Source organism: Frankia sp. CeTa3Moorea (assembly GCF_978021225.1).
Genome location: NZ_CDXDOR010000145.1, coordinates 1 through 12,461 on the forward strand (window position 1 = coordinate 1; position 12,461 = coordinate 12,461).

Annotated in this window: 10 protein-coding genes; 3 read left to right on the plus strand and 7 right to left on the minus strand. The window is 69.8% G+C overall.

Features of this window, described 5'->3' with window-relative positions:
- From AC08OV_RS19940 to AC08OV_RS19950, 3 genes are all read right to left on the minus strand, one after another.
- A partial coding sequence (locus AC08OV_RS19940; protein ID WP_476620097.1) for a beta-ketoacyl synthase N-terminal-like domain-containing protein occupies nt 1-3,675 on the minus strand: 3,675 nt, incomplete at its 3' end.
- A 546-nt stretch (nt 3,676-4,221) separates the two neighbouring features.
- The gene (locus tag AC08OV_RS19945; RefSeq protein WP_476614491.1) at nt 4,222-4,878 is read right to left on the minus strand and encodes an SGNH/GDSL hydrolase family protein; all 657 of its coding nucleotides are present in this window, start codon (nt 4,876-4,878) and stop codon (nt 4,222-4,224) included.
- Entirely contained in the window at nt 4,878-6,089 is a 1,212-nt protein-coding gene (locus AC08OV_RS19950) for an NAD(P)/FAD-dependent oxidoreductase (RefSeq protein ID WP_476605622.1), read from the minus strand. Before AC08OV_RS19950 ends, AC08OV_RS19945 begins: the two co-directional genes overlap by 1 nt.
- A gap of 265 nt (nt 6,090-6,354) precedes the next feature.
- On the opposite strand from AC08OV_RS19950, the gene AC08OV_RS19955 reads away from it, so the two are divergent.
- Both AC08OV_RS19955 and AC08OV_RS19960 read left to right on the plus strand, forming a co-directional pair.
- The gene (locus AC08OV_RS19955; RefSeq protein ID WP_476602125.1) at nt 6,355-6,849 is read left to right on the plus strand and encodes a PaaI family thioesterase; all 495 of its coding nucleotides are present in this window, start codon (nt 6,355-6,357) and stop codon (nt 6,847-6,849) included.
- 301 nt (nt 6,850-7,150) lie between these two features.
- On the plus strand, nt 7,151-8,104 hold the full coding sequence (locus tag AC08OV_RS19960; protein ID WP_476614492.1) for an alpha/beta hydrolase family protein: 954 nt from the start codon (nt 7,151-7,153) through the stop codon (nt 8,102-8,104).
- Between the two features lie 69 nt (nt 8,105-8,173).
- Here AC08OV_RS19960 and AC08OV_RS19965 read toward each other — a convergent pair whose 3' ends face one another.
- Nucleotides 8,174-9,148, minus strand: coding sequence for an aldose 1-epimerase family protein (locus tag AC08OV_RS19965; protein WP_476614493.1), 975 nt, complete (start codon nt 9,146-9,148; stop codon nt 8,174-8,176).
- Between the two features lie 195 nt (nt 9,149-9,343).
- On the opposite strand from AC08OV_RS19965, the gene AC08OV_RS19970 reads away from it, so the two are divergent.
- Nucleotides 9,344-9,925 carry a TetR/AcrR family transcriptional regulator gene (locus AC08OV_RS19970; RefSeq protein WP_476614494.1) on the plus strand — a complete coding sequence of 194 codons (582 nt, stop codon included), beginning with the start codon at nt 9,344-9,346 and terminating at the stop codon, nt 9,923-9,925.
- A 313-nt stretch (nt 9,926-10,238) separates the two neighbouring features.
- Here the strand turns inward: AC08OV_RS19970 and AC08OV_RS19975 are convergent, their stop codons facing one another.
- The 3 genes from AC08OV_RS19975 to AC08OV_RS19985 form a co-directional block, all read right to left on the minus strand.
- The gene (locus tag AC08OV_RS19975; protein WP_476614495.1) at nt 10,239-10,703 is read right to left on the minus strand and encodes an anthrone oxygenase family protein; all 465 of its coding nucleotides are present in this window, start codon (nt 10,701-10,703) and stop codon (nt 10,239-10,241) included.
- A 146-nt stretch (nt 10,704-10,849) separates the two neighbouring features.
- Nucleotides 10,850-10,996, minus strand: a complete 147-nt coding sequence (locus AC08OV_RS19980; RefSeq protein ID WP_476614496.1) for a hypothetical protein — start codon at nt 10,994-10,996, stop codon at nt 10,850-10,852.
- A gap of 133 nt (nt 10,997-11,129) precedes the next feature.
- The coding region (locus tag AC08OV_RS19985) for a potassium channel family protein (protein ID WP_476620098.1) at nt 11,130-12,461 on the minus strand (1,332 nt) is incomplete at its 5' end.

Here is a 12,461-nt window from a genome sequence, read left to right on the forward strand (position 1 = left end):
GCCCGCCGTCCCCGCCGGCGGCTCGGCCGTCGCCGGCGGGGCAATCCCAGCGGTGGCCGGCTGCGACCCCACGGTCGCCGGGGCCGCGGACGGAACGGTCACCGGAGGCACGGATGGCACGGAGGGGATGGATGGGACGGTCACCGGAGGCACCGGCGGGGCAGCCGCGATCGCACCCGCCGGACGCCCGTTGCTATTCCCGGCGCCGGGGATCGAGAGCGGGACGGCCGGCAGCCCGGGCGCCGGGATTCCCGGCGTGCGCAGATCGCCCGTCGTTCCCCGTCCGTACAGGTCCGTCGGTTCCGTACCGGTGGTGAGCGCGCCGCCGTTGCCGTACTCCAGGTCGGTCAGGGACGCCAGGATCTCGTTGACCCGGATATGGGCCTCACCCACGGCCAGGCTCTGCCGGGTCACGGCGTCGGCAGCGGCCCGGATCTCCTGGCCCGCCCCATTGCCCGCGGGGGCCGCGCGAAGGACCTGCACGAGGCCCTCGGCGACCCGGAGCTGGGTGTCGAGGAACTGGGAGTGCAGGGCCAGATGGTCGCGGGCGACCTCGCTGATACCGGCGACCTCACCGGCGCTCGGGGCCGGGGCCGCCAGGGTGGCTGCCGCTACCGGAGCGGGCGCTACCGGGGCGATGGCCGTCGGGACGGGTACCGCCCGGGTGGGCGCCGGTTCCGCTTCGAGGATGCGCCGCTCGGTGGCGGCGGTCGGCGTCGCTCGCGCCGGGTCGAGCCCGCCGCCGGCGGCCCGGCCGGGCGCGGCCGGGGCGTCTTCGAGTGCCGCGGCGGCCGACTTCCGCGGCCGGACGGCCGCGGCGGCCGCGAGCGTGACCAGCGCGTCGGCGTAGGCGCGACGGCGAGGCTCCGAGACGTGGTCCGCCCCGGTCAGCGCAACCGTCATCCCGGCCGGCTTCACCTGCTGCGGCAGCGGGGCCGTATAGCGGTTGAGCCCGCTGAGCTCGACGCCGAGCACCGCGAGGCGCACGGCCGCGGTCATCAGAGCCACCGCACCGTCGCCGTCGCGACCGGCGTCGGTGGGGATTGCCACGACCTCGTCACCGAGGGTGCGCCGGACCAGGCCGGTCAGCACCTGGCTCGGCCCGATCTCGACGACCACCGTCGCGCCGTCCGCGCGCAGGGCCTGCAGCCCGGCGACGAACTCGACGGGGTTGCCCAGCTGCCGGGTAAGGACCCGGCGGTTCTCGGCGGGGTCGTCGCCGTACCGGGCGCCGGCGGTGTTGGCGTGCACCGGCACGGCCGGCGATCCGATTTCGGTGACGTCCACGGCGGCGGCGAAGTCGTCCACCGCGTGCCCGACGAGCGAGGTGTGGAACGCCGCGGCCACGGAGATGCGCCGGGCGTCGAGCCCGCTCGCGGTGGCGGCGGTGACGAACTCCTCGACGGCGGGCGTCGGACCACCAACGACGACCTGGTCGGGGGCGTTGTGGTTACACACGACCACGTCCGGGTGCGCGGTCAGCAACTCGGCGACCGCATCGCGGTCGGCGCGGACGGCGGCCATGGTGCCGGGGTCGAAGCCGGGTTCGTCCGGCGGGGCCATGGCCTGGCCGCGACGCCGGGCGAGCCGGAAGAAGTCGGCGTCGGCGAGGGAACCGGCGGCCCACAGGGCGGCCAGCTCCCCGAAGCTGTGGCCGAGCAGGCCCACCGGGCGCAGTCCCAGCTCCCGCAGGAACCGGAACTGGCCGACGGAGAGCGCACCGATCGCGGGCTGCGCGTACTCGGTGCGCGTCAGGTTCATCTCGTGGTCGGCACGGTCGCCTGGATCGAAGCTCGGCGGTGGGAACACCGCGCGGGCGAGCGTGAGCTCGGCCCCGGCGAAGGTGGCGTTCGCCGCGTCGAAGGCCTCCCGCACCGGCGGAATCTCGACGGCGGCGGTGAGCCCCATGTCGACGTACTGGCTGCCCTGGCCGGCGAAGACGACGCCGACGCGGGGCTGCCCGGCCGCCTGCCGGCGGTAGTGCACCCCGGCGGGATGCGACCATTCGGCGGCGTCGGCTCGCGCCGCGAGCTGCTCGATCGCGATCGTGCGCAGGCGGTCCGCCTCCGCGCCGGTGCGGGCGACGAACCCGACCCGCGCGGCGCTGCCCGGGATGCCCGTGTCACCGTTCGGTTCGGCCTGCCCGCGCACCAACTCGAGGAGCTCCGCGGGCGTCGCGGCATGCCACAGGTGGGCGCGGACGGCACGGTGCGTCGCCCGGGCGGCACGCTTGTCGGCGTCCGGTCGTGCCGTGTCGGGGGTCTCCTCCAGGACGACGTGGAAGTTGGTACCACCGAAGCCCATGGCGGAGGCGGCCGCCCGGCGCCGCCCCACGTCGGGGTCGAGCACCCAGGGCCGGGTACGGGTGCTGAGGTAGAAGGGCGAGCCCTCCTGGGCGAGTGCCGGGTTCGGTTCGCGGACGTTGATCGTAGGCGGCAGCACCCGGTTGTACAGCGACAGCGACAGCTTGATCAGGCTGGCCGCGCCGGCCGCGCCCTTGGTGTGCCCGATCTGCGACTTCACACTGCCGATCGCCGCCCGGCCCGGGCGTGCCCCGGCCTCGGCCAGGACGGCCCCGAGCGCGGACAGCTCGGTGGCGTCGCCGACGGCGGTACCGGTGGCATGCGCCTCGAACAGCTCGACGGACGCCGGGCTCACCCCGGCGTCCGCGTAGGCCCGGCGCAGCGCGCGGACCTGGCCCTCCGCGCGCGGCGCGTAGACGCTCTTGAACCGACCGTCGCTGGACGACCCGAGACCCCGGATGACCGCGTAGACCCGGTCCCCGTCGCGCTCGGCGTCGGCCAGCCGCTTGAGCGCCAGCATCCCGATGCCCTCGCCGACCAGGGTGCCGTCGGCGCCGGCGTCGAACGGCTGGATGCGGTCGGACTTGGACAGCGCCTGCGTCTTCGAGAAGCACATGTAACTGAAGATCGAGTTCTCGGTGTCACAACCACCAGTGATCATGAGATCGGCACGGTGGTCGATGAGTTCGGCGATGGCCCCGCGGACGGCCGTGAGCCCGCTCGCGCACGCGGAGTCGACCGTGTAGTTCGTGCCTCCGAGGTCGAGCCGGTTGGTGATCCGGCCGGAGACGACGTTGCCGAGCAGTCCGGGGAACGAGTTCTCCTCCCACGGCGGGAACGCGAGCGAGAAGGCCTCCGAGACCGCGGCGGTTTCGGCCTCGTCGAGTCCCGCGGCGCGCACGACCTCGCGCAGGACCGGCGTCTCCAGCCGGGCCGCCAGCGGGTGGGCCATCGTGGTGGGGCCAGCCATGCCCAGGATGACCCCGGTGCGCTCGGAGTCGTACCACGCCGACCCCGGTGCGCCCGCGTCGGCGAGCACGTCCCGCGCGACGATCAGGCTGAGCAGCTGCACGACCGCGGTCACGTCCAGCAGGTTGGGCGGAAAGCCGAACTCCACCGGGCTGAACGGGACCTCCGGGAGGAAGCCGCCCCGGCGCGCGTAGGTGTGGTCGGGCACCGTCGCATCCGGATTGTAGTAATCCTCCGAGCGCCAGTGCGTCGACGGCACCTCGGTGACGCAGTCGACGGCGTCGATGACGTTGCTCCAGTACTCCCGCGCGTCGCGCGCCATCGGGAACAGTCCGGCGAGCCCGACAATCGCGATCGGGTTGTTCGCGAGTCGTCGGTCGTCAGGGCGGTCGGACTCGTCCACGTGCTTCTTCCCTTCACTGGCCGGCAGGTCACCACCGCGTGCGGCGGGACCCTGATATGTCGGGCGTGGTGCCCTGATATGTCGGGCGTGATGTATCCGGCGGAGGTATTCAGGTGTGAGATGTCGGGCGACGCTGGGGTTCCACTGGCTCGGTGGTTTCACTGGCTCGGTGGTTCCACGGACTCAATCAGCTCGCGACGGGAACCGGCTCGCCGGGGCGGATCGGCCGGTCCGCTGGAGAGCCCGACGGCCGGCGGGTTGTTCCGGAACAACGCTGTTCCGGAACAACACCGTTCCGAAGCACTGCCGCAGTTCTTCATGGCCGCGACGGCGAACCGCGAGGCCTGGCGACAGTTTACTCGTATCCGATCCGCGCGGGCATCTTGAAACCAGTGTCATCGACGTCCCGTTGTTCCGCAAGAACAACCTGCCGAACATTCGATCGGCCGGGGCAATCGCCGCGGCGGTGCGTCGTGAGATACTTCACTCCCGATCCGACTCGACGTCGGGTCGGAATACGTCGAGGGACCGGTCAACCGAACAGGGTCAGGATGGGACCGGCACCGGTATCCGGGGAGCCGGACGCGACAGGACTTCGCGCACCAACTCCGCGAGAAGACCGGCGACAAATTCGTATCCGGCCGCGTTGGGATGGTAGTCCCCGGGATTCCACAGTTGGGAATCGTGGGCGCGGTCGACGTGATCGAAATCGACGAGGAGAATTCCGTGATTCGCCGCGGTCGAGCGGACATGGTCGTTCGCCTGCTCGATCCTGGCGCGGAGCACGTCCAGGATCGCCGGCGGCGCCGAGAGCCTGGTGGTGAGGTCCGGGAAGGTGAAGGTGAACGCGGTGGTTCCCGGGACCGCGAGAGTTGCGACTAGGTGAGTGAAGTTTTGTTCGAACCTGGCCTGTGAGTAGTCCGCGAGCAGGTCGTTGCTGCCCGCGGCGATCCCGACGAGGGCCGCCGGGGCGGAGGCGGCGACGTCGAGCTGCGTGTCGATGACATCCTGCGTCGTCGCGCCGTTCCGCCCCAGGTTGAGAACGCGACTGCGCGGGATACCCAGAGCCGCGGCCATTCTGGGCGCCCAGCCGATCCAGGCGCCGTCGGGCGCGGGGTCACCGCGGCCCTCGGCGAAGCTGTCGCCGACCACGGTGAGCATCGGCGACGGCGTCGGACCGCCGATGATCGGTCGACTGTCCATTACACGGCCGCCGCGGCCAACATGATGGACTCGACGTTCTTCGGCGCGAGAAAGACCGACGACGGCACGACACCCGCGATCATTCCGAAGAACTGCGCGCGCGCCGTCTCATTGTTCGGTAGGGCTCGCCACAGCGCCACGAGGTGTGGCGGGAAGTCCAGCTCGCCCAGCGTCGTGGTGAAATTGAACGCACCGGCCGACTCCTCGTCGCGCAACCGCTGATACTCGGCGAGGGCCTCGCCCATGGGCCGGTCGCCACGCAGCGCCTGGTCCACGTGCTCGGTCAGCAGATCCGCGCAGCGGAAGGCGTCGGTGATGCCCAGACCGGTCACCGGGTCCTTGTGGTAACCAGCGTCCCCGGTCAGCGCCCAACCCGGGCCATAGGACGTGCGGTAGTAGTTGTCCGGGTAACGGATTCCGTAGTAACGGTCCTCCTGGACGACGCCATGGCTGTCGAGATCCTCGGCGAGCTCGGGCGCGACGCTGCGGAAGGTCCGGCGCAGGCTCCCGTCGATGTCGGCGCGGAACTCCTCGAAATCCTCGAGGTTGCGCATCGCGGTGACGAGAGTGAGCCCGTCATGGGTGGGCCAGCCGGCGCACTGCTCACGGTCACCGAACCGGCTGTGGAACTGCCAGTCCAGCCCACTGAAATAGGAATAGTAGATGAAGCTGGCCGCCGGCACGACCTTGTAGAAGTCGGCTCCCACCAGGTCACCCACGACGGAGTTGCGGCCGTCGGCGCCCACGACGAGAGTGGCCCGCTCCTCGACGACGGCTCCCGTGGCGTCCCGGCCCACGATCCCCGCGACCGTGCCGTCGTCGTGGCGGATCAGATCGCGGACCGAGAAGCCCTCCCGGACCTCGACACCCGCCGCGACCGCGCCATCGAGCAGGATCTTGTCCAGCACGATGCGGCGCGGCGCCATCGAGAACGCCAGCCCATCGATCGGGTCAGCGAACCCGCGGATGACCACACCGAGGTGGGACACCGTCATGTCGGTGATCGGCCGGCAGTTGGTCGCCGTGAGTGCGTCGAGCAGCCCCCACTCCCGCAGACGGAGCAGTGCGGCCTGCTGAAGATAGTGGGTGGAGATCGTGTCGCTGGGAAAGGACACGCGGTCGACGAGCAGCACCCGGTGACCGCGCCGGGCAAGCAACATCGCCACAGGTGAGCCGGCGCAGCGCGCTCCCACGACAATCACGTCGTACATGGTCGGAGACTCCCTGAAGTATGCCGGTCAACCGATCGTTACACTGACACGACAGGTCCCCGGCGGATGTGTTGTCATTATCCTCCTAGGCATCCTCCTAGACCCCCTATATACCTGCAAGACATCACAAGGTGATGTAATCGCACGATAGGAATCACCAATGGCAAAGGGTTCGTAAAGTCGCCTCGAATTCATCCTGAAGAAACCTGTCCAGCGGATGCTCAGTAACATGTCTGCTCAGTCGGAGATACGATCCCCACTGGAGATGGTTCGCGAGGCGCACTTTCAGGCGAACGGTGACGCGCCACCAAATCTCGAACAACTCCGTTCCGTCATCGATACGATGGTGCCGTTCTGTAACCTGACCGGGGTGCGGGTCGTCGAGCTGCGCCGGGACGGTGGCGTGGCGGAGCTCCCCAACCGACCCGACCTCCAGAACCACATGGGTACCGTGCATGCGGCGGCGCAGTTCCTCGCCGCCGAGGTCTCCGGAGCCGCAGCGTTCTCGGGCGCCCTGGCACCGAGGATCTTCAGCCTCCGCAGCTTCGTGCTGCGCGACTGCCGGATCATGTACCTGCGGCCGGCGGTAGGCCGGATCCGGGCCCACGGTTCAGTGGACCTCGAGGTCGCGCACCCGGCAGCGGAACGGACCGCCGAAGAACACTTCGAGATCCGCGGGGGCTCGCTGCTCTACGACGACGCCGGCACCCTCGTCGCCAAGGCGGAGTTCGACTACCGCGCCTGGTTCGACGCCTCCTGACAAGACACCTCCCGGCAAAACACCTGCAGGCAAAACACCTGCGGGCAAGGCGCCTCCGGCAACAGGAGGGCCCTGCCCGCAGGTAAAGCCCGTAACCGCGGCTCTCCCTCGCCCGGGCCGGGACACCCGGGCGAGGGTGTCCCGGCCCGGGCGTCCTCCGCGAGTTCACTGGAGGAAGTCCACGGACGTTACTACGCTCACCATCGTGCCCGGCTTTCCGGCCGCACTCACCAACCTTTATCGGACCCGCTGCCGGAAATACCGATCAGACGATCGGCGATCCGGATGGAAGGAGCGGCACGTGTCCGCAGATGCTCTTGTTCCTACCCCGTCGGCGGCCGCCGGCGAGACCGGGCCCGCGGCGGGAACCGAGACGGAACTCGAGGTCTCCACCGCTGCCGGGACACGGTTCGGCCTGCGTGTTCTTCCGCAGGCCGACGAGTCCGCGCCGGTGATTCTCCTGCTTCCGGCGATGGGGGTTCGGACGAAGTACTACACCCCCTTCGCCGAGGCACTGCGGTCGCTGGGGTACTCGGTCGTAACAACCGATCTGCGCTGGCATCGCCACGGAGCCGCGGCGCTCCGGCGCTCGGCCGGCAGCCGGGGCGGCTACCAGGAGGGTGTCGAGGACGACCTGCCGACGATCACGGCGGCGACGCGGGAACGATTCCCCGGGGCGCCGCTGTTCGTCGTGGGTCACAGTCTCGGCGGACAACTCTCGCTCCTGCGTGCCGCGCGGGAGGCCCCCGACAACGGCGGGCTGAGCGGCCTGGCCGTCATCGGCGCGGGCACCTCGTACTGGCGCGTCTTCAGGCCCCTCCGTTCGGCCTGGGTCCTAGGCGGTTCCACGTTCGTCGCGGGGGTGTCGCAGCTGCTGGGCTACTGGCCCGGGCACCGGTTCGGCTTCGGCGGGCGGCAGCCCAGGGCGCTGATGCTGGACTGGGCCAGAAGTGCCCGCACCGACTGTTACCGGCTGGCCAGGTCGGAGCCCGACCTCCTCGGTCTTCTCGGCGCGGTGACCCTGCCGGTACTGGCCATCTCCCTGGACGCCGACCATCTCGCGCCGCGCCGGGCGGTCGACCATTTCACCACCCGGTTGACGGGCTCGGAGGTCCGTCGCGTCCATCTGGACCGCACGAGTGGATCCACCCACCTCGGTCACTTCGACTGGATGAAGGAACCCGCGGTCATAGCACGCCACGTGGCCGAGTGGATCGACATCGTCCTCGGCCGGAGCAGCACGGGCACACGGTGACGGGAACCGCACGGTGACGGGAACCGCACGGTGACGAGCACCCGGCACGACGAGCGCTGACGTACGTGATCAGGCCGCCGGCACGACCCCCCACGAGCCGCCGAAGGTTCCGCCAGGTGGCAGCACCCGCAGCCCGTCACCGCTGTTGAACCCGTTCGCGGGACACGTCATCGGCTCCACGGCGACACTGCGCCGGCGTTCGTCCGGCCCGAGGGTGTCACCGGTGAACACCTGGAGGTACGGCCAGGCCTCATCGGCCCACACGACGATGCTCCCACCGTCCGGCGCACCGAGCCGGACCCGAGCCCGGCCGTCCGCGTCGCGGTCCAGATCGGTGAAGCAGGTATCGAGGACGACGTCCCCGACCGCGTGGGCGTGCCGGAAGTCGAACGGACCGTCCGTCACATCGGTGGCTCCGATGGGGATGAGTCGATCATTCGTGACCAGTCGGCTGCGCGCCGGCACGGTCAGCAGCACGTCGTCCGCGCGAGTCGGAGCCCCGTCCCGACCGGCGACGAAGAGATAGGGATGCGCCCCCATCCCGACCGGCGCCGGCCCGCTCGACAGGTTCGTCGCACTCATCGTGACCCTGAGACCGTCCGGTCCGAGCCGGTAGTCGGCGGTGAAGGCGACCGTAAACGGGTAGCCGGACTGGGCGCGCAGCACAAAGGAGGCCCGGACCGCCGACGGGCCGGACCGGTCGAGATCCCACGCGGACCAGCGCGTCAGGCCGTGGATGGCGTTGCCGGTGGCCACCTCGTTCACCGGCAGTTGCTGGACGGTCCCGGCGAAGGTGTAACGGCCGCCGTCGATCCGGTTCGGCCACGGCAGTAGGAGCTGTCCCCGGCCGCGGGCCGCCATCGCGGTCACGCCGTACCCGTCGAGCACGGCCACACCCCCCACCTCGAAGGTCCGCAGCCCGCCGCCGACCTCGACGACCGTGGCTCGCGCGTCTCCGTAGACGATCTCGACCTGCTCCCCGCTGGGTGCCACCGGCGCGCCCGTTGACGCCGGCGACGGAGTGCTCGTCGCGGTTCCGCTCACTGTCGCCATCCCTCTTGTTCGAACTTGTTCGAAGCAGCCGCTCCGCACCGTGATTCTCGCTTCCCACCGGGCGGCCCCGACCGTCCGGTTCACCACGGTTGACAGACGGCTTGTCTTCGTTTCGAGACAGCCTGTCTTTCACTGGGCATGCTGTCTTCCATCGGACGGCCAGTCCATCGAACGTAGGGTGCAGTCATGTCTCCCCGTCGCTACGAGCAGCGGCTGCGCACGGCTGGTGCGGACCAGACCCGCCGCCGGATCCTCGACGCGATGTACGAACAGCTGCCCCGGCTCGCGAGCGTAGAGGCGGTCGCGCGGCAGGCGGGCGTGGCCCGGTCGACGGTCTACCTGATGTTCGGCTCCCGGGCAGGGCTGTTCGACGCCCTCACCCAGGACGTGCTCGATCGGGGCGGTTTCGCGGACCTGGTGCGGGCCGTGCAGGATCCGGACCCACTCGTCCACCTGCGCGGCGGGATCACCGCAAGCGTGCGGGTGTACGCCGGGCAGCGCGACGCCCTGTGGGCCCTGCGCTCGATGGAACAGGCGCTCGACGGCGCGCTGCGACGGGCCGAGCAGGACCGTCTCGGCGGGATGGAACATCTCGCCGAACGCCTGGCCGCCCACGGCCTCCTGCGCGTGCCGGTGGCCGCCGCGGTCGACGTCCTCTGGCTGCTCACCAGCTTTGACGCGTTCGACCTGCTCTACACCGGTCGCAGGCTGCCGGTCGACGAGGTCGCGGCCCGGCTCCTGGCGACCGCCGAGCACGCGCTGCTCTGAACCGGCGCACATCCCGCTGGAGCTGCCCGAAGGCGGCGATCGACCTCGTCCTCGCCCAGATGGAGACCTTCGCCAAGGACTGGTCCCCCCGACCAGTAAACGACACTTCTCCCTGGTCATCAAGCAACCAATGCAGCAACCAATGCGCTGACCGGAAGAGCTGCCGCCCCCCCACGTTCCCCGCCTCTTACGGAGATCGATACTCCTGTACCGGACGTGTACTGGACGATAAGAGATGACCTTAACCTCGCCGAATTCGCCGAAGTTCAAAGCCTGTGAGCTTCCACTGGAAGGCTTGGGCGGCGAAGCCGCATTAATACTGGGTGGTCGCGGCCAGGGCCAGCAGAACCAGCGCGCTCACCGCGGCGGTCGTGCGGATGCTGTTGAAGAAGTCCCAGCGTGCCCGCTGCTCCCGCCAGTCGGCCGGCGGAGACTCCGGCCGCCAGGTGGCCATGGCATTGTTGATCGGAAGGTCGCCACGCACGGTGACCAGGATGTTGGTGAGGACGCAGGCCGCCGCAATACCGGCCAGCACCGCGCAGGCCGTCGCACCGGTGACGCCAGCCGCGACGGCCAGGGCGATCGTAACGATCAGGTTTGCAATCTGCAGCAGTTTCATCATCCGCGGGTAGCTGATGTCGAACGCCTGCTTGACCATTACGTAGGGGGTAGGCGGTAGTGAATGCATCGCGGGCCGTACGGCGACCAGGCCGACCGTCAACGTGCCCGCCACCAGTCCAGTCAATACGAGAGAGATCACGACCAGCGCCGAGACCATCCGCTTCAGCTCTCCGTCCTGTGCATGTTGGGGACATACAGGTAACGAGCAGAGACCCGGGCTCGCCCCCGGGCGACTGTGGGGCTAAGGCATTCATACCGCAGACGACGGCCACCCGAAGGCTGGTTCGCAAACCGCGTCCCAAATTACCGAAAGTTCCGGGTTATAGGGAAACGAAGCGGCTCTAGCCCGAGCCGGTCCAGGTCCAGGTCCAGGTCCAGGTCGTTGATGATCCGACTGAACAGCTCGGGCGTGACGGACGGCTGCGGACTGTCGATCGTGAGGCGGTTCATCGCCTCCAGGTAGACGTCCCATCCTTCCCTTTTATCCAAATAGGCGGTAAATATTCACATGGTTTTGTGATCCGGGCATGGCTGTGCGCCGCGCGGCCACTCGTCCAGGTAGCGCAACGCCACGGTGAGGGTGTTACGCAGTTCCCGCCGCGGTGACCTCGCCGCCGGCACCGGGACCGCCGGCGGTCCCGTCGGCGGGGCGGTGCCGCGCGGGGATGTCAACCTGCTGGTTGCGCCGCACCATGTCGACGATCCGGTTCACCGGTCCCACCACGAACAGCTCGTCCCCGGGCCGGAGCCGGGTGTGGCGTCCCGGCCGGTAGTCCGGCCCGCCACCGGGCGCCCCCTGGCCGTCCCGGTCCACGCCGCCGTCCCGGTCCACGCCGCCGTCCCGGTCCACGCCGCCGCCGGTGTCCGCGTTCGCAGCCGCGGTGATCACGGCGAGCACCCGGGTACCGGTGGACAGCTCCCGCAGGGTCGGGCCGAGCAGCCCGCCGCCGGCGTGGATGGTCATCCTGGCCACCAGGAACGGCGTGCGCTGCACGTAGAAAGTACTGATGACGTCGTAACCGAGCGCCGCGCCGACGAAATACGGCGTGGCCAGGGCGGACGCGCTGCGTGCCGTATGGATGCCGAAGCGCCGCTCGACCTCGTCGGCCATCGTGGTGTCGAAGATCCGCAGCACCACCCGCAGGTCGGGATAGTGCGTGTCCGGGTCGAACTCCCGCATCCGGCCGCGGGACCGCCCGCCGCCCCGCCGGGCGGCGCTGCGGGCCGCCCGCGCCCCCCGCAACTCCTCGTGCGCCTCCCGGGCCGACAGCACGGCCTCCAGGTTCGCGACGTCGTCGCTGGTGAGCACGGCGATCGTGGCGGCATGGGCGAGGCCGGCCTCCAGCAGCGTCGAGCGGACGGTGGCGTCCCCGATGATCACGGGCACCCCACGTTCACGGGCGACGGGCAGGTACCGGTTGTTCTCGTCACGCTCGATCACCACCACATGCCGGCCCGCGCGCACCAGGCCGTTCATCGTGGCGACCCCCACCGAGCCGAGCCCGCATAGGATGACGTGGCCACGCACCGCTCCGGCCCGCCCGCGTCTCATCACCCGCTCCAACCGACGGCTGATGATGATGTTGGTAATAAACGCATAGACGACGGCGATCGACAGGGCGCCAAGCAGCATCAGTCCGATGCCGAACACCTGCAGCCACTCGTCGGCGGCGCCGAAGTTGAAGTCGCCGTAGCCGACCGTGGCCATCGTCGCGACCGTGAGGTAGAGCGCGTCCAGCGGGCCGAACTCGGCGGGTGCGGACTTATTGTGGCTGGCGTAGGTCAACCACAACACAACCGTACCGACCATCATGACCGTCAGTACGGCGGCGAGCGCGAACCGGAAGGGTGGGTCGAGCTCCCCACGGATCATCGAAACGATCTCCCGGAACCTGGCCACCGTACCCCGCCAGAC

Coding starts and splice junctions, on each gene's coding strand:
- AC08OV_RS19945 (WP_476614491.1), bottom strand. CDS start 4,878: ATGGACAGTCGACCGATCATCGGCGGTCCGACGCCGTCGCCGATGCTC.
- AC08OV_RS19950 (WP_476605622.1), bottom strand. CDS start 6,089: ATGTACGACGTGATTGTCGTGGGAGCGCGCTGCGCCGGCTCACCTGTG.
- AC08OV_RS19955 (WP_476602125.1), top strand. CDS start 6,355: ATGGTTCGCGAGGCGCACTTTCAGGCGAACGGTGACGCGCCACCAAAT.
- AC08OV_RS19970 (WP_476614494.1), top strand. CDS start 9,344: ATGTCTCCCCGTCGCTACGAGCAGCGGCTGCGCACGGCTGGTGCGGAC.
- AC08OV_RS19975 (WP_476614495.1), bottom strand. CDS start 10,703: ATGGTCTCGGCGCTGGTCGTGATCTCTCTCGTATTGACTGGACTGGTG.
- AC08OV_RS19980 (WP_476614496.1), bottom strand. CDS start 10,996: ATGAACCGCCTCACGATCGACAGTCCGCAGCCGTCCGTCACGCCCGAG.